At 41.5% G+C, this 19195-nt stretch carries 8 protein-coding genes; all 8 read left to right on the top strand.

The window, feature by feature from the left end; genetic code table 11:
* Positions 1-34 precede the first annotated feature (34 nt).
* The 8 genes from OQE68_RS25805 to OQE68_RS25770 all read left to right on the top strand — a co-directional run bounded on the left by OQE68_RS25805 (position 35) and on the right by OQE68_RS25770 (position 19195).
* Positions 35-1126, top strand: coding sequence for a hypothetical protein (locus tag OQE68_RS25805; protein ID WP_180571173.1), 1092 nt, complete (start codon positions 35-37; stop codon positions 1124-1126).
* A 339-nt stretch (positions 1127-1465) separates the two neighbouring features.
* Positions 1466-1918, top strand: coding sequence for a transposase (locus OQE68_RS25800; protein WP_255491059.1), 453 nt, complete (start codon positions 1466-1468; stop codon positions 1916-1918).
* Positions 1919-2254: 336 nt separating this feature from the next.
* Positions 2255-2722 (top strand): hypothetical protein, encoded by a 468-nt coding sequence (locus OQE68_RS25795; protein WP_219340206.1) that lies wholly within the window; start codon positions 2255-2257, stop codon positions 2720-2722.
* A gap of 243 nt (positions 2723-2965) precedes the next feature.
* The gene (locus OQE68_RS25790; protein WP_180571172.1) at positions 2966-7789 is read left to right on the top strand and encodes a baseplate J/gp47 family protein; all 4824 of its coding nucleotides are present in this window, start codon (positions 2966-2968) and stop codon (positions 7787-7789) included.
* Positions 7790-8183: 394 nt separating this feature from the next.
* Positions 8184-12629, top strand: a complete 4446-nt coding sequence (locus tag OQE68_RS25785; protein WP_180571171.1) for a baseplate wedge protein — start codon at positions 8184-8186, stop codon at positions 12627-12629.
* Between the two features lie 42 nt (positions 12630-12671).
* The gene (locus OQE68_RS25780) at positions 12672-15338 is read left to right on the top strand and encodes a hypothetical protein (RefSeq protein ID WP_180571170.1); all 2667 of its coding nucleotides are present in this window, start codon (positions 12672-12674) and stop codon (positions 15336-15338) included.
* A 218-nt stretch (positions 15339-15556) separates the two neighbouring features.
* On the top strand, positions 15557-17254 hold the full coding sequence (locus OQE68_RS25775) for a LamG domain-containing protein (RefSeq protein ID WP_180571169.1): 1698 nt from the start codon (positions 15557-15559) through the stop codon (positions 17252-17254).
* A 201-nt stretch (positions 17255-17455) separates the two neighbouring features.
* A complete protein-coding gene (locus tag OQE68_RS25770) occupies positions 17456-19195 on the top strand; it encodes a hypothetical protein (RefSeq protein WP_180571168.1) in 1740 nt (579 codons plus the stop codon).

Below are 19195 nucleotides of genomic sequence, written 5' to 3'. Positions count from 1 at the left end.
GGGTGTCCTGTCTTTTACCTAGATAAGGAAAGCTATGCAAGATTCTAATAAAAAACTTGAACAGCGAACGGTAGGATTGGAACTAACATTTTATGACGAGACAAAAACAAACTGGCGACAAAATTATGACAAGCTAGATCAAGACGTCAAGAACGATATAACTAAGAACAACCCAGAAGTGACTAACACGCTAAGCAAAAACATATATTATTGGGACATGATATGCACAGCGTTTACCCAAGAAACCGGAACACTACCACAACCGAATAAAAACAGAAAAGGGATAGCGAACATCGCGAAGGACATCTATAACGATGAAAACGCTCCACAGAATATTCGCACGCGATACGAATGGCTCGACGATGAATTCGCCTATGAACTAACCACTGATGGCGACGTGCTAGAAGTAGTAACAGACCCATTCCATTCTGGAAGACTCGCAGAACAAGACAAAATCAGAGAAATATTTCAAATAACAGATGGGCTCGACTTATACGGAGACGCAAAACATGGTGGGGGCCAGATAAACATAGGAGTGCTCAACCCGGAACAATCCATAAGCGAAGCACGTACACTATTAGCCCAAATCTTGATGGCCAACACGTACGCAAAGGACCCAAATAACGACTACACTATAACGCCCGATGTGATACACAATGCAAGCCCTCTCGAATCACAGGAAAACGCCAACCTGCTACAAGATACGAAAACAAATGACGACAAGAACAACGTAAACGCCTTCCTGAAATTATTGAGCCAGGCAATCAACTTGACAAATCTACAAACAGTAATATCACAGGAACAAACACTACAGGACAAAGACGAACTGAAGAGCAAAATAATGAACCTCGCTAAGGCCATGACACAGAACCCAAGCAGTATCGATTACGCGAAAATAAGCAAGAAACCTGAAGAACACTGGGCGTTAGAATATATTCTCCATTACCAAGAAATAAACTTCGAACATATACTCCCATATGAGTACACAGACCAACACGATGGAAAGGCCAAATTGAAGCAACGAAGCAACACGGCTAAGTACTTCGAGTTCCGATCCATGAGGGCACAGGAAGATAGGAACCACTTACTAGATCAGTTCACATTTATAAAAGCATACCTCGAATGAAGTACTCCATTATGGATAAAAGAACGACATACATTGAATAAATCCCGACATGCAATAAAACTCCTAAAGGATAGGCACGACTACCGGGGATTGACCTCAATAAGCACTCGCGCCTGCAGAGAGCGGTGTAATAAATTTGTAAAGCATAGCTTAAAAGCCAACTGGATATCAGGGTAGATGACCAGAACGTGAAAAACATAACTAACAAGAAGTAACTACTCCTCAAGATAAAAAGGATACAAAGAGCGCAGCACCATTATGTAGCACACCCAAAATTTGACATAAAAGCCGGAAGGGGGTAAACGACCCACCATCTATTAACAAAGACCGCAACAATCCATGACCAAAGCCCGACAAGAAAAAGTCAGCCTAGCTGACACCCCTTACTACCACTGTGTTATGCGGTGTGTCCGGCGTGCGTTCTTGTGTGGGGAGGATCGGGTGACGGGCCTCAGTTATGAGCATAGGAAGTCATGGATAGTTGACCGGATAGCAGTATTATCGGAGGTATTCGCAATTGATGTTTGTGCTTATGCAGTGATGAGCAATCATTTTCATGTGGTGGTGCGAGTCGATGCTGATAGTGCACTGCAGTGGTCGGATAAAACGGTGGCGAAGCGTTGGTGTAGTTTATTTAAAGGTAATTTGTTAGTTAGTCGCTGGTTATCCACCAAGACAAAACCTTTGCACGAGGCGGAACTAAAAGTTGTTAAGGAGATTGTAGCTGAATGGCGTGAGCGATTAATGAATATTAGCTGGTTTATACCCCTAGGGCACAAGTGCGTTGCTTAAACGAACATATCGCCCGCTTAGCCAATAAAGATGACATTTGTAAAGGTCGCTTTTATAAACACCATCATTGGTGTTTACCCCTATGGGGCCAGCTAAAGCTGTTCTAATTTATTCCCGATGAATTAGTGGGAGGGGCGCTTTAAAAGTCAGGCATTATTAGATGAGGCGGCTATTTTAACCTGTATGGCCTATGTGGATTTAAATCCCATCCGTGCTAAATTAGCAACTCACTAGTTTTTGCGTCCTGAAAAACTAGTATACATTACTTCCCTGTAAATAACCCCTGAACAGTCTGACTATACATCCATACAAACCCGCCTTGAACAACGTGCTGAGGTGAATGCAACAAAACAAAATAATTCGAATAAAAATAATTTGAAACAGAGTGCTACTCCATCAACAACAAAAAAAGGGCAGCAATCAACAAGTAAAACAACTATAGCAGAGTCTGAATATAAAATTCCAAGTTTGTTACCATTTACGGGGAATGAAAAGCCTGACTGTTGCTCAACCGCGCGGGGGATACCTTTTAATGAGGTAGATTACTTTACCCTGGTTGACTACACTGGCCGCGCCATACGACAGGATAAAGGTGGCCATATTCCCAATCATCTATTGCCTATTTTAGAGCGACTTAGTATTAACCCTGATGAATGGCTCCCCACTGTTCAACACTTTGGTCGCCGCTTTGCTCGTTGTGCGGGCGCTATTGATCGAATACGCCACTGGTGTCAACAACAAGGGAACACCTGGGGACGGGGTATTGGCACCAGTAAGCGGTTTTACACACAACCCGTTCTATAATCCTATGCACAAACCGTTAATTACCAGTGTTCGTGCCTAATTAGGCATAGTGCTTGCTGACTAATAGGCACTAATAAACCATAACCTTAGCCAAATAGATTGCCTTTTCATAGCGTAACAAAATAATCCAAACCTTAAATTATAAACTACATTTAGTCTGACTCTTTACCAATTCATTATTCGCTTGTCACAACTCCCTTGATTTAACCAAAAAAACAGAGACGGAAACTCGTAGGCCTCCCTATGCCCAATCAATCCCCTTTTAAGGTAGCCATTGAACGCAGTGGCTTGCGCCAAACTGATCGTATAAAAACAGCGTTAAACCCAACGACGGTCGCTATTGAAGAGCGGTCTATGAAGGATTGGTTGGGTTTTTTAAATGCATTTGCCAGCCAATTGCCATTTATAAATCAACAAAATAACCAAACAGGTCATTGGGAAAAATTATTTAGCCTGCCTGCCGAAAAGTTATTAAATTATTTTAATGACCCTGAAGCATTCTTAAGTGGCGCTGATGTTGATCATAATACACAGGAAGCGATGGCAAGTTTTCAAAACCCTGCGTTAGTTTTATTATTAACGTTTTTACATTTATTAAAACAGCCAAAACAAGATTTAGCCGCCATTACTCAACGGCATTTTGATTTTTATTATCGACAGGTGTTGCAGTTGAGCAAGCAACCAGGGGTGGCTGATAAAGTGCATGTGGCATTGGGGTTAAATGACGGTTATCAAGAACAGGCCTTAACGAAAGGCACTTTATTTTTGGCCGGGCAAAAAACCGATGGTTCGCCGCTGCATTATCAATTAATCGATAATACCAATGTTAACCAAGGCAAATTAATGGCCGTGCGCACCCTGCGGCGATACGACAAGTATTTTACGTTAAATGAAATGCGCCGCCATTATCAGCAGGGATTTGTTAAAGTATTACACTGGGTTTTAGGGCAGTATTACCAAGGGGATGAGTTCCCCCCATACCCGACAGGGAAGTTTTGGGATGAAAGTGTGTCGGTGGATTTTTTACTGGAATTACATGAGCAGTATGCCCCTACCCGTGATGGTAAGCCTATTTCCAGTGAAGCAACCCATTATATTCACGATCAGTTGTATTTTAGCCAGGTAGCTGATTTTTTTGCCTGCATGGAATTACTCCGCCGGCAACGGGCCCAGCAGGATTTACCCAGTGAGGAAGAGTGGGCTGCTGGTTGTGCGCTGCTAGAGCAGGTTTGGCTAAACAAACAACAGCAACAAACCATGGTGGGCTACCATCGGGAGCGGGAATCGGGCGGGCTAATGGCCATGTTTCGTCGGGCTTTAGGTCAGCCTAACCCAGGTGATCCACTGCCTGCATTGCCTGGTAATCGCGATAGTTTCGATTCGTTGTATTTAGATTTACTGCAATTACCGGCAACTCACGATCAGTATCTGTTGGCCAGCCGTTATGTGGAACAAGCCCTGGGCATGGGCGTGGATGATTTTATTGCCATTATGGTAGTGAAACAGGCGGATGACTTTGGTACTGCTACCCCAGATCAATGGCAGTCGGTGTATGCCAAGTTAGAGCAAGCGGCACAAACCAGTAGCCAACAAGCCTATACACCGGCCGGGTTTACGGATACCCGCTGTTTGCACCCACAACGCATTGAAACCCCAGAAGGCGGCGGGCAATTATCGGCATTTGCCAGTGTTGGGTTGAGTCAAGATCACCCTAGCCTGACTGCGATTACTGATCCCAGCGCTTTTTATGCCCCTGGGGTTGCTATTAGCTCACCTTTGCTGCAGTTAGAGTCTGGGGTGCGAACCATCGAGCTGACCTTAGCCTGTAAAAGTAAGGGCTTCCCATTAGAGGATTTACAGCAGCTAAACCAGCGCAATCAGTTGCCTTTTGATATTCGCTTAAGTGGGTCAGATGAGTGGCAAGGGTTAGTCGCTAGGGGGGGTAATGCTAATGCCCGGGTTGAGGTAGACCAACTAGGGGATGAACTGATCAAACGCTATGGCAGTGATCGCCTATGGCTGCTAGTTACTTTGCTAGGTGCCAGAGTTAAAAAATACGATGTATTGATATTGGACACTGGCCACCAGCACTATTGGGGTATTTGGCAAGTGATGGCCACAGCGGATGTAGCCTCAACCCAATCCACTGCAGCAAAAGGGGTAACCCAACGCCAGCAGGCCGTGAAATTAAGTTTTCAGGGGCGGCTAGATAACCAGTGGTATAGCGGGCGGCTGCGGATTGATAACAATGCCCAACCACCCGCTTCACTACGGCTGGTGGATGTAGCCAGTAACGATTTAACTCGGGCTACATTGGATGTGGCCAAACAAGAAGTGGTGTTTAGCCAAGGGGCCGACCAGCGTTTTGAAGACAGTGATGTAGGGGAGTTTATTGTTTGGGATGGTGGCCAATTGCTGGTGATTGAATCGGTGGTTAATGGTAAAGCGCAGGTTGTGACTATAGGTGATGCGCCTTTATTAGAAGAAAGATTTTGGTTTCAACAATACCCAGGGCTAACTTGGCAGCAGAGCCAGTCATTGGCAGGGAATTACTCAATCTCCGGCGCTGAATTTGCTCCAGATGACAGTAAAACCGAGGCATTTACAGCGGCTGATGAAGACCGTCTATTGCAGTTTAACGATGGCTTGGTGCTGCTAATTAATCGGCTAGTGCCGAATGATGAGCACGACCCTTCTAATAATGGTGCAGGCAATAATTCAGGCAACAGTAATTCAAATATCGCCGAGCAACGGTTTGCAACGGCCCGCACCAAAACCTTAACCCATCGTCTGCCAGCCCCCTTAGCTTTTGGTGAGCCAGTACCTTTGGAGGTAGAAAAAAAAGCGGCTTACCCTGGGCTACGGTTCACCTTGGTGTTACCTAAGTCAGCCCAGGCGGTGATGGCACCTGGCCCTGACTTTAAAATGGCGGGGCTGGCAAAAGGGTTACCCGTGCTTGAAGTTCGTCTAAAAAATGAGGTGGCATCGAATATGGCTGGGCCACAGGTGGATATCCCTTATGAGTTCTTCCGCCAGGTTCGACTGCATAAAGCCAGCTTAAAAGTAACCGTGGCGGATATTCAGCATTTACGGGTAAAAACTGATATCGCATTAATGGACCCAGCCAGCCCTTTTGAGCCATTTGGTTTTACGCCAGTGGTAGGGGCCAATTGTTATTTTGGTTGTAATGAGTTGTCGCAGAAAAAACTGGATAGCTTATCGCTTACTTTCCATTGGGCAGGGCTGCCAGCAAGCTTTGAGCAGCATTACCAGACTTATACAGAAGCGGGTTTATTAGGCCTGCCCACTAAAGTAGATGAAGACAGTTTTACGGTGCAGTTAAGCCAATACAGCAATAATAGTTGGTTAGCAATAGATAGCCCCAAGCCTTTGTTTAAAGCAGATCGCCAAGGTGTAAAACAGGTGGCGTATTTGCAAGGGTTTAATCGCACTGGTTATTATCACTTATTAGATGGGGAATCCAGTGAGTTAGTGGACCCGTTAGATTTTCGTCGCTATTTTCGGTTGCAATTACAGGGACCTGACTTTTTTCATCATTATTATCCTTCACTCACCAGTATGGTGGCGGCTAAGAATAGCCAGCAAGGTACTACCACGGTGGTATACCCTCCTTATACGCCTAAGTTGAGTCGGTTTTCAGTAGGCTATACGGCCTCTGCCGTGATTGACCCGTATGCTGATCATTATGCCAACGATGTCCATCAGTTAGTGCATTTATACCCCTTTGGTAGTTTGGATATTGTGCATACTTTAAATCAAGAAGCTCGCCTATTAGGCAGTTATTTATTACCCAAACTAGTGGATGAAGGCAGTTTATATTTGGGCCTTAGCGGCACTAAACCTGGGCAAACGCTGAATTTATGGTTGCAAACGGTGAATGGCACAGGCCGGTTTGGTTTGGGCGCGCCCACTTTGCGAATAGCCTGTCGAACCTTGCAAGGGTGGCAAGCATTATCAGCAGAGGAGTTTTTGGGGGATGCCACCCAAGGGTTAACCCAGCCGGGGCTGATTCGGCTGCGGTTGCCGTTAGCAGCCAGTGCAGAAGGGCCATTAATGGATGAAGGTTTATATTGGTTAAAAATCAGTGTTACTGATCGAGCCGATGCGGCCAGCTGGCTTGAGGCTATTTATGCTCAAGGGGCTTTGTTGGTTGCTGTAGATAAACCCGAGAGTATTAACCCGGTTTTAGGAGCTGACTCGATTACCAATTTAGTATCGCCATTGGGGAGTATTGCTGAAATAAAACAGCCTTATCCATCTTTTGGGGGACGCTCCCCCGAAGTGGATGAAGCCTTTGCCACCCGAGTCAGTGAGCGGCTAGGGCATCGGCAACGGGCCGCGATGTTGAGGGATTATGAGCAACTGGTGCTGCAGCAATTTCCCGATATTATATACGCCAAGTGTCTTGGTTATGATGAGCAACGGGCGAATAACCAATTGGATGAAAATAATCAAGGGGAAGTGCGGGTAATGGTGTTGCCGGATGTGACCCACCTTGCCCCTGATGTGCCGTTAGAACCCCAAGTGAGTCAAGTGACTTTAAATAGCATTCAACAGTATTTACAACCGTTAACCTCACCTTTTGCGCGGTTACAAGTGGTTAACCCAACGTTTGAACAAGTGTTATTCCGCTTAGCCGTACGATTTTACGACATGAGCAGTGCAGGTTATTACCGGCGCCAATTAAATCGTGCCATTCAACAATTTTTATCCCCTTGGGGTTATCAATTAGCAGAACGGCCAACAGTGGGGGGCATCATTTATCGGTCGGCATTAATTTATTATTTAGAGGGATTAGAATATGTAGACTATGTGGCTGTGGTTGATGTGTATTTGCAAAACCCGGGGGCGAGTGATCATGAATTAAATTATGGCTATATACCGGATGGTATTGTTCGCGTGCGGGTGCCAGATGGTGTTATTTCATCAGCACCTAATCATATTATTGATACGATCACGACGGCTGTTTTTCAAGCAGAAGATTTTCAGGGTATTGGGCATATGATTGTTGGGTTAGACTTCCAAGTTATTGCACCTGAATATTAACTACTATTTTCCCAAGCTTTGAAATTATTTATGCGAAATGTATGAAATAGTAGGGTATGTCTTCCACCGCTCTTGAAGGGCCATCCATGCCCCATCAAGAGCTAAAGTGACATCCATGTCACAGTTACAGAATACCCCACTACTTCTTACTACAAGTCTGGAACTCCACTAAACTTTATATAAGATTTTATCTGCTGTTTTTAATTTAAAAATCACTTTTAGCTTCTCTATTGTTTATATAATAATTCACAGACTGGAAACTCAAAGCGAATGGCTTTTAGGCGCGGCCGTCGAATGACGAATCCCCATGAGCTTATTGAAATAAGTGATTGGGGTGAGGAATGAAAACAACAAAGCATAAAAGTTATTCGAGAAGAGTATAGAGTATTTAATAATGAAGGAACCCCTAATAATTAAGGATGAACCATTGCCGCCGAGCAGTAATTTGCAATGGTTACATAATGAAGGTATTAAAACCCTTGCTAAGTTAGCGCCCGATACCTGGACGGATCATAATACGAGTGATCCCGGTATTATGCTGTTAGAACAGCTATGTTTTGCTATTACTGAGTTAGGGTTAACATTGTCTTTTCCTATTGAGGATTTATTGGCGGTTAACCAAAAACTCGATAGTTTACAAACCAAACCCAAAAAACAATTTTTTACTGCTAATGAAATTTTAACCTCATCGCCTATCTCTCGTTTGGATTTACGACGGGTGTTGCTTGATCTTGAGGGTGTCAATAATGCTTGGTTAGAGCCAATTGGTCAAACGCAGCCCATCATGTTTTGGTTGCCTCATTTACAGCGCCGTAGTTGGGTGTCGCAACGGGGTGCTAAGCCCATTAATTTACATGGTTTATATCGTGTTATTTTAGAGCCAAAAGATACCACTGTTGATGTGGCTGCCTTAAAAAAACAGGCGATAGCAGTATTAAATGCTAATCGTAATTTAGCTGAAGCCTTTGTTGAGATTATTAGTTTACCGGTAGAAACGCTGAGGTTGCGGGCAGCGGTTGACTTGGCAGAAACGGCTGTGCCTGAACAGGTATTGGCTGAATGTTATTGGCAAATACAACAGTATTTATTGCCATCCCCCCACCATCAATCATTACCGACGTTACAGGCTCAACAGCTTGCACCTGATCAAACCCATCAGGGTCCTATTCTACATAAAGGTTTTATGCTTGCTGAGCAACTGTTGCTTACCGAAAGACGGCAGGATGTACGTACATCAGATTTAATAAAAATAATGATGGAGCAAGGTGGGGTCAATACAATTCGTCAATTGATGGTGACGTTACATGATTATCCATCAGAAAAAGACTGGGAACCCTGGAGTATTCTACTTTCTTCAGGGCGCTCTACCCATTTAATTCCCATAGCAGAATTAATTGACCGGCAAGAGCTAACTTTTTATAAGCGAGGCAATTTACTCAAACTAGATAAACAAAAAGTGCTGGATTATTATGCAACAGTTGTTGCTAAACACCAGCCAGAAAAAGCGGTTTATAGCGATTTACCGATTCCCTATGGGGATAGCCTGGTTTGGCAGGATTACCGTTCAATTCAACATGATTTACCCAGTATTTTTAAATTGGGCAAAGAGCCATTACTGGATCATTCTAATCCAACCCAATTGGCACAACGTAGTCAATTACAAGCTTATTTATGGTTATTTGAGCAAGTGCTGGCTATTTATGGTGAGCAAACAGCTAATGCAGCGAATCAGCTTGCGGTTGAGCCGAATACAGCAAATCCAGTAAAATTAGTCACTATACCAGGGCGTGAATTTTCGGTTGATACAGCAAAACTTGAAGCAAAAATTATCGCAAGTCAACAGGGTGAATATAACGGCAAAAAGGGCCGGCTATTAAGCCATTTATTGGCCAGGTTAGGGGAGCAATTTCCCGATGCCACTTCTTTGCAATTGACTGAAGAAATCTATTGGGAAAAACAACAAAATTATCTAACTGCCTGCGCGCACTTGGTAAGTAAGCGGTGTCAGGCCATTAATTTACAACAACCCAATAGTTCAACCAATAATGGGCTAGGGGCTGTTAAACGATTAAGTGCATTATTGGCATTAGATGAGCAAAACGGTGAGACGCTTACTGTTGTTGAGCCTATATTGCTGCGACCCGCTGGCTTTCCCATTCAGTCCATTGAAGCACAAGGTCAGGACTTGTTGTGTGTTTCAAAAAAACACCAGCTTAATAACCATGCTTCAGTTGAATTAGTCAATGCCATGGGGTTACAAGGCAAGTACCCTATAAAAAAAGTTAATGATGATAGTTTTATTATAAATGACCTGTCATTAGGGGCACGATGGCAGCCTGTGTCACGTCAAGTGATTGAGCAGTTTAGCCAAACGGCGCTGGGCACTACAGCTTGCTTTTCACCTGCCCACGGTTTGAAAAATAATCAATTAATACAGCTAATGATTGCTAATGAAGCGTTTGGCCGTTGGCGAGTCAATAAGATTGATGAAGATAATTTTACGTTGGCTCGTCCGTTTCAGCCTAAGTTTGCATCACTAAGGGGTGAATGGCGTCGTATTACTGAAGGTGCAATTATTAACCCAATTAATAAAGTCAAGCTGAGTGATACCGTTTGGGGGCTACGTTGTTTTAGCAAACAGCATGGGCTGAGTGAGCAGGATGCGATTGATGTATCGTTAACCTTATTGGTTAATGATACACCTGGTGATGTTATTCAGCAGAATAAAGTGGTCGTTGTTAAAGTAGTGGATGAGCATAATTTTGATATTCCCCTATTAACTGGTTTACCAATAACAGCCGATGACAATATAGTTAACATTAGTCAAGGCCATTGGCAGCATTCTGCAAAACTACCTATTACCAAGCTGGAACAAGTAGAGAATGCTGGGCCACAGCAAGATCAGCAAGCGTTACGCTGTTTTGTTCAAGGGCATGGGCTAAATGCTAACGATCGTATCGAGCTGTTTATTGGCGGGCAATTTTTAGGCGTGAACCAAGTGATTGGGAGTGAGGCGTCAGGTAATACGGCATATATAGATATTCAGCGTGAGTTCACTGTGCGCTGGCAACCTATTCAGCAGTTAACCCAAATTGGCTATAATAAAACTAAGATTACCTTGATAGAAAAGGCTCAACATGAATTAGCACCCAATGATTGGGTGGAGTTATTAACGCAGGATAAACCACCTTATTTGTCGTATGGGTATTTTCCTATTACACCGATACCTGAAGATAAACAATCTTTTTATATACCAAAACTATCAGCAATTAAGACAACTGAAAATAACCAGCAACCGACCCTGTGGTGGCGAAGGGTACTTCCATTAAAAGGGTTTTATCCTAAGCAGGAAGTAACAGCCAATAATACTATAAATAATTTAACTATATTATTCGTACCTCAGCGGCCTAGCAGGGAAATGAATCAAATTGAAATATTCATGGCCAGCGAAAGTGTAGGTTTTAGAGCTTTTGCCGGGGATAAGTTTGATAATAAAACCTTGCAATTAAATAATCAGCTCAATTTAGCCGCCAGCTGGGAAATATTTAGAGATAATGAGGTGTCTAGCCCAAATACTCCATTTGAAATAAAAGGATTTTGGCAAGGGGAGGGTTTTACAGTATGCCTGTCAGATCGTATTAAAACCGCGGTGAACCCCAGTGGTGAGTTAGTGACCCCAGGCGATGTTATTAAAGTAAGTCAGCAGGGTGCACCGCTTGGGCTTTATACCGTTACCCCTGTAAGCAAAGATAAATTACCCGATTATGTGTTAAGTGCTTTAGATCAGCAGCAGGAGCTATTGAGTTATTTTCAGTTGGATCGCCCCGTAGATTTTAGAATGCATTGGCGTGATGTGAATGATTTGATAAATAAGAGCAGTTATTTTCCCCGAGCTGGTGTGCATTTTTTTGCTTCCCCTGGCCATGGTTTAACTAAAGGGGAGTGGGTAGCAATTAGTGATCGTGCGAGTAATATTATTTCCGATGTTCAACAGGACACCGATAATCAAGGGGTTTATCATGTGACTGAAATTGAGTTAAAAACAGAGGGGAATAGTCAATACTCGGATAGCTTTGGGGTAGAGCTTATTACAGGACGCTGGGGACGATATGGCAATGTAAGTGGTTTTGAAGGGACTAAAATAGATTCAAATGATAACTTTCAGTATACCCTCTGTTTAGCTGACAAACACAGTTTATTTAAAGGCGATAGAGTACACCTTTTTGATAATACAGCTATCACCGGTGATTATGAAGTCATTGGTTTAACAGCCAAAGGTTTTATTATTGATCGTGAATACAGCGGCTTAAGGCTAACATCCCCAGCGGCAAAATGGGCCGAAATAAAACACCTAGCTAAAATAAGGAAAAATGGCTCGGGTGGGATAACTTGCCAAGCTAGAAATCATCAATTAACCGTAGGTGAAGCTATTGTTATCTATGATTTGGGTGGGAAAACCCAGTTTATGGATGGTGAGTACGCTTTTTATACAGTAATGAATGCCCAAACCAGTCAATTTAACATTGATAAATCACTTTATGCTATTCGTTCTTATCAACCTGATACAGCTGATCCTTTTTCGATGCGCGTAGTTTGGGTATTTCCTGCAGAAAAAGGTCGTTTTCAAACCAGTGAATTCCGTCAATTTGTTCAACAACTAATACGACAGGAAACTCCTGCTCATTTAGCTGCGCAATGTTTGTGGTTGGATCAAGCAGGATTAACTCTTTTTAATGCAGCATACCAACAATGGCTAGATGGCCTTACAAACACAGCTATATCAGTAACTGAAGTGGAACGAAGGAAAGCTAAGCTGTTTGAGATGGTTACTTACATTTAAAGGCACATTTTAGATAGTGTGAAATTAAAAAAGGAATTCTAAATGGCTATGTTAGATAATACTAATCGCTTGACTGAAGCGCCGTTAGGTCAGGTGTTAAAAAGTGCTATTGATGGTATTGCTGAAGCGTATCAAAAACAATTACCGACAGAAAATAATACTCAACATAAATTTTCGTTAGAACAAGCTGAAATAGACCTGGCAGTTGCTTTATCTATACAAGAGCTAGCAGATACAGGAATGTCAAACCCTGATAAGACAGATATTCAGCTATTGGCGGCTCCCCTTAACCCTGATATTTGCCAGCAATATGGTTGTAGCCCAGGTGCGACCAGTCGTATTACGGCAAATTATCAGAAAACAACTTTATCAGGTGAAGAAGTTAATCAATATAAGCAACGTACTCAAAATGAGGTTAAGCAATGGCATGATATGATTCGGGATTTTGCTGCAAACAACAATGCCAGTGAATTAACGATAGCGATGTTACAAGGACTATCAATCAAAAATTTACAGGCTAATTGGTTGGAATATTATCAGCAAACTATAGCAGGGGTAACACCGGCTAATGTGGACACCCTTGAAGGCATTCAACAATTAATCGATAAAACCAATGCCAGACGACAGTTAATTCGTTTTCATCAGCTAGGGGTAGCGAACGGATTACGTTTAGCCATGTTAACCACGGCAGGGGTTAAACATTGTTCTGAGCAAAATCTAGCTGCTTACCAGCACTTAGTCGAAACGAGTAGCGAGTTGGATAATATCAATGACGGTGAGCTGTTTGTTAATAAGCTGCAAGCACTAGTGCTAAAGCGTAATTTTACTATTATACAGCAATTTGAGGCTGAATTTATTGGTAAAAATGCCACCAAACTTACTGCAAGCCAGTTAACAAACAGTGGTATTTTACGGGTTGTTGAAGTTAATTTACTAACTTACCGCATCAGTATTAGCCAAGATCGTCGTTGGGCTGATGATGAGCCTACTGCTCTGCAAAAATTGCAAAACAGAATTGATCGTATTAATTTAAGTATGTTGCGTGAAGCCAGCTTTTATTCACAAAACAGTGGGCAAGAAAGTTTATCTGTGCCTCAACTGGTCAGTACTCAGTTAGAGCGGCTTATTAATGACTTTATCCCCTTTTACAACAATATCCTGAATGAATCGAGCGCTGGCACTGGAGCATATCAACCAAAATCTAAACTATTAATTGAAAAGTTGAAGAATTATCGGGTTTTATTGGCTGGGGATAAGATTGCAGAATATTTTTCAGGTATTGGACAAATGCCCTTAACCCCTCCTATTGAGTTACAACACTTGGTAGATGCATTAAATGGTGAGCTAATTACCACCCAATCGGAAGTAACAATAGCGCAGCTTCAGCAGGCAGGTATCGCTGATGAGTTGTTGATATCGACTTATTTACCGTTTTATCAACAGGCTCTAAATCAAGCATCAGTTTTATTTAACGAGATAATGAGTGATAACACCGTTGAACGGTTTGGCTTATTAATCAGTAGAGAAAATCGATTGGCTGAATTAAGGCAAGCCCGTTCAGAAGGTGATAGGGAGCGCTTACAAGTGTTGCTATTGGCCTTATCTGAGGAACAATTACACTTACCTGCCCAACTATGCTTGCAAAGATTAGAAAAGTTAAATGACCTGCCATTAGCAATTTATCATGAAGTTATTTTCGCTTTTCAGGCTGGCTTTCCTGCTCGCTTAACTGATTTACAAAACTTAGTAGACCGAACGAATGCACTGATTATTGATGGAGCCAAATTAAGTGGTTATTTAGAAACATTGACGGACTATCAAGATACAGCAATTCAAAATTATTGGCAGGCATTATTAGCGAAACCACAGGGACAATTGACCTTGCTTCAAACCTTAGTTAATCAAGTCAATGCATTGAATAACCTGGCAACCATGTGGCGTGCTGGTCGGTTAACGGAGTTGACCATGTTATTACTGCATGAAACCGGTGTTGAAGCACTCAACACTGATCGTCTAGAGCAATATCGCTTTACCTTTGAAAAGTCTGCCTTATGGAGTCAATTGACAGCGGGCTTTAATCAATTGCGTAGTTTATTTAATAATAATACTTATCAAGCTATTCAGGGATTGATTACAATAACCAATGCAGTCATTGAAAAAACAGTTACTCTAGAACAGTTAAAAGCGGTTGGTATTGAGCGATTAATTATCGAAAACAAAGCAGTGTATCTTGCAAAACTTAATACACTGACTGAGGTTGATTTGGCACTTGTGCAAAGCACTATTGATGAAATTAACTTAGCACAGGTATTGACCTATATTGGCATGGATACAAGTGATATTGAGCCTTCGTTACTGGTCAGTCAATTAAACGGTATTGAAAATCTAACCGTTGTAGCGGCGAATAGTACTGATTATGTTTATGGAATAAGTGATCCTACCATTGTGGGTATTGAGCCAGACGATCTTAAGGATAACTTGAGTTTACAACGTTGGCTGCAAGCTGTGAACTCACTGGTAATGATTCGTCACTATCGCCAACAGGGTAATTTAACAGCGTTGACTGCAGATGACCTATACCGTGCTAATATTCAACAAGTTGAACCCAACTATTTACCTCAATATAAAGCAGCTATTGCCCAATCGCTGTCGACTGTACATCGTGATCAGTTACAAGCTCTAATTTATCAAGTAAATAAAAACCAATAATTACTCTTCGTGAATGATTTTTAGGCTTTGTTGTCTTCGTTCTTGACCACCATGGATGGTGGAAATGCAGTTAATGCAGGAGCTATTAACTGTCACCCCAGTCACTTAGTTTTGTCTAAGCTCTTGGGGCTTCATCTCTTGACGGCCTCGCCTAAAGAACCCTTCACTATGAGTATATATTATATTATCTCCGAAAATGAGTAGTGATAGGTGTCGCTATGTCAAAAGTTATTAATTTTTTAGCGGATAGCTTTTTAAAGCTGCCTGCTGAATTAACCTTAACCCAGCAAGGATTTTTTACTTTAGAGTTATGGGCAAAATTAGCTCCAGAACAGGAAAGTGATAAATTATGGCTATTACATAAAGCTAATCAACAAAAAATACAATACGGCTTACAAATTATTCTTGAGAATAATATTGCTAAGTTACAGGGCTATTATGGTGAAAATGGTGTTATCAGCGAGACATTAACTGTTGATAGCCAACAATGGCATCATTATGTACTACAGGTGAGTTATGATGAAGCAACACAACAGTCAATGGCTAACCTGTATGTTGATGGCCTACTAATTGAAACCACCAGTGCTCTAGGGGAACCAGGCAAAACCCCTAATGTGAGCGAACCGTTAGTGATTGGCGAAGATTTTATTGGGCAAATAGCTGAGGTGAGAGTTTGGAATGAAGCTAGGTCCGAAAGTCATATTCGCTCCAATCGTGTACATCCATTGACGGGCTATGAGTCGGGTTTATTAGCCTATTTACCTTTACACCAAGGTCATGAGTACCTTGTAGAAAAAGTAAATAATACCCGAGAAATAGCAGCATTTAATATCAACTCACTCACGGAAGCATTTCCAATTCATTTGGCTACTGAGCCCTGTGTTCAGTTTGACCGGCCAAAGCACTATGGGCTGTTGCCCGAAATAACAAATTTTCCTGATACCCGTTTTACTTTTGAAACATGGGTTAAGACAACTAACAGTAGCGACAGTTGTGTTTTGTTTGAGTACCGTGGAGCAGAAGAGAGTCAGCCTACAGTTACAATGGGAAATGCACATCGTTTAACAGTGACAATCTTAGGAGAATCAATATTTCATTCCGATGGATCTACACAAACGGTTAAAGTCGATGATGGTGTTTGGCATCACCTTACAGTAAGTTGGGATGCTTTAACTGGTTTACTATTGATTTATGTAGATGGTTTAGTTGCGATTAAAAACACAGTCGCTAGAGGTAAATTGTTGCCACAAAAGGGTATGCTTACCATAGGGCAAGCCACTAATATTGTTAACCCGCAATCACCCGATCAAACACCATCAGCCTTTAATGGGCTGTTTGCTGATATTCGGCTTTGGGATACGGTAAGAAACCAACAAGGAATCATCAATGATCGTTTTTACCGTTTAACAGGCAAAGAAGTTGGTTTAATAGCCTATTGGCCTCTGAATGATGGACAGGGTAACCAGGCAAAAGATTCTAATAGTAACAGACCTGCATTATCGTTAATTGGTGCTGATCTATGGATAGCAGCAGATTTATGGATAAAATCTTCTCTAATTAAACAGCTTTATGAGTTGAGAGATAAACAGTTGAATGATGATTGTTATGATTTAAAAGAAAAAATCAAACAATTAGAAGCAGAAATTGCTCGATTGAAACAAACGCAACCCACAGAAATCTCTGTTGAAGCACTTATTAATAATATTTCTGAACAAGTAGCTGAAGCGAGAAAAGCCGCGAAGCAAAATAGAGAATATTATCTAGGTAAAGTCACCATGAATATTAAAGCCGTACCAGTAGTCGGTGATACAGATCAAAAGGTGATTTTACCGAATAAAGAAGATTTAAAAAATATGTGTGATGGGGTGTTGAGTGATATCTCAATCGAGTTAAACCCACAGTATACTCTTCGCTAATAATATTTTAGGTTTGTTGTACCTATAGGGCATCGAGATCTTCATTCCTAATCACCTATTACTTATAGGCTCATGAGGTTCCTCATTTGACGGCCTCGCCTAAAATATCCAGTAACACATTTTTAGAAATTAAAGGCGTTACCGCAAGTTTTACAGTAGTAAACTTGCCCTTCGCTTTTGATAAATAAGGTAATTTTCACTATGTCTGACAACCCTTACGATATTGATTACGATGTGCCGGAAGCCTTAGCAGCACGATTAAAAAATTATCAGCTAACTAATAAAGATATTGAATATATTAGTCACCATTTAATGGTGGCGATTACTAGTCGAGCTAAAAAAAATGGTGGTGAAGAAGATTTTCAAGCCAATCAATTATTATGCAAAATTTTGAAAGTCATTGGTGATACCACAATCCAAGGTGGTTTAGTCCTAGTAAATGGTCATAAAATAACCGCTTTTAGTGATGAATCGTTAGATGTAGATGCTTCTACGGAGAGAGTACCTACTCAGCAAGCAGTTAAAACTTATGTTGATACCCTAGCTAACACCAAAGCTAATAAGGCAGGTGATGCCAGTCAAGACTTTGCTGCTAACCATCTAAATGCTGCAGGCAATATGTCAGCATCTGGTGATATTGCTATAGAAGGTGATGCAAACTTTGCTAAGTCTGTTTTAGTCAATAAAACCTTGACGGTGGAGCAGGAACTAACAGCTAATGATCGGTTGGCCTGTGAAAAAGATGTAAGTATCAAAGGTAACCTAGTGACTACAAATGTGACAGTTGATAGCCATCTACAAGCACAGAGGTTAACTGTTACTGAAGATTTAGTCGTCAAGGGTAATGAAAGTATTGAGGCCAATCTATCAGTGGCGAAGGGGCTTTCAATTGGTGAAACAGTCACTTTGGGTAGTGGGCCAGTTATCAGTAAGATTTCTCTAGATGGAGGCTTATCTACTAATAGTGATACTCATTTACCAACAGAAAAAGCTATAAAAACTTATGTTGATACTATCGCTAATACCAAAGCCAATAAATCTGGTGATATCACCCAAGACTTTATGGTGGGAAAATTAACCATAGGTGACGAACTTTATTGTAAAACTGATGCCAATATACAAAATAATCTAACTGCTGGCAGTGCCAATATTAATCAAAACTTACAAGCTAATAGAATCACTTCAAAAGGCTTAATGGTTAATGGTGATGAGAAAGTAGATGGATATTTACACGTAGGCGACGTTCTACAAGTTGGTAATACATTCAGTTTGAATAGTGGCCCAGCTATTAATAAGATTTCGGAGGATTCTTCATTATCTGGGAATAGTAACAGTACTATTCCCACAGAGCAGGCGATAAAAGCTTATGCAGATACTAAGGCAGCAAAAAAAGGTGATCTACAACAAGATTTTAATGTAAGCAGTCTTTTTGTTGGAAAAAATATTAATGTTGATCAAGATGTTAAAATCACTGGGAAATTATCAGCCGGTGAGTTTGTTGGAATACCATCTAATAGCCTTAAGCTTTTAGCAGAACCAGAGCTAATTAGATTGCAGACTAATTCAGGTAATAAAGTAATAAAAAACATTAAGGTCAATCAAATCACTGAACCAGCAACCGCTATAATGGTTTCAATTACAACCTTCTCAGAAAAAGCTCAAGGTTGGGTTGTTCATGGGTTAGGGCGTCCAACTGCTACTTTAGATGAACGTTCAGATAGCGAATTAATGAATAATAAGCTCCCTTATGATGTGATGATTAGTCATTATGGAACTAAAAATAATAAAAATAGGATGTTTCATGGAACACAAATTATTCCACTAAAAGAAAACAATCAGTTTGATGTGAGTCTAGTCGTACCTATACAAGGTAATGGACGTGCGCCAAATAATGATGAATCGAAGCATACATTAGCCATACAAGTGTATGGGTATTTTTAA

The organism is Spartinivicinus marinus (assembly GCF_026309355.1).
GTDB lineage: Bacteria > Pseudomonadota > Gammaproteobacteria > Pseudomonadales > Zooshikellaceae > Spartinivicinus > Spartinivicinus marinus.
Note: the sequence above shows the minus strand (reverse complement) of the source record. Positions and strands in the feature narration are given on the sequence as shown.

Bases quoted from the DNA above. Each gene is read 5' to 3' on its own strand.
- OQE68_RS25800 (WP_255491059.1), top strand. From the start codon at position 1,466: ATGACCAAAGCCCGACAAGAAAAAGTCAGCCTAGCTGACACCCCTTAC.
- OQE68_RS25775 (WP_180571169.1), top strand. From the start codon at position 15,557: ATGTCAAAAGTTATTAATTTTTTAGCGGATAGCTTTTTAAAGCTGCCT.
- OQE68_RS25770 (WP_180571168.1), top strand. From the start codon at position 17,456: ATGTCTGACAACCCTTACGATATTGATTACGATGTGCCGGAAGCCTTA.
- OQE68_RS25790 (WP_180571172.1), top strand. From the start codon at position 2,966: ATGCCCAATCAATCCCCTTTTAAGGTAGCCATTGAACGCAGTGGCTTG.
- OQE68_RS25780 (WP_180571170.1), top strand. From the start codon at position 12,672: ATGGCTATGTTAGATAATACTAATCGCTTGACTGAAGCGCCGTTAGGT.
- OQE68_RS25785 (WP_180571171.1), top strand. From the start codon at position 8,184: ATGAAGGAACCCCTAATAATTAAGGATGAACCATTGCCGCCGAGCAGT.
- OQE68_RS25805 (WP_180571173.1), top strand. From the start codon at position 35: ATGCAAGATTCTAATAAAAAACTTGAACAGCGAACGGTAGGATTGGAA.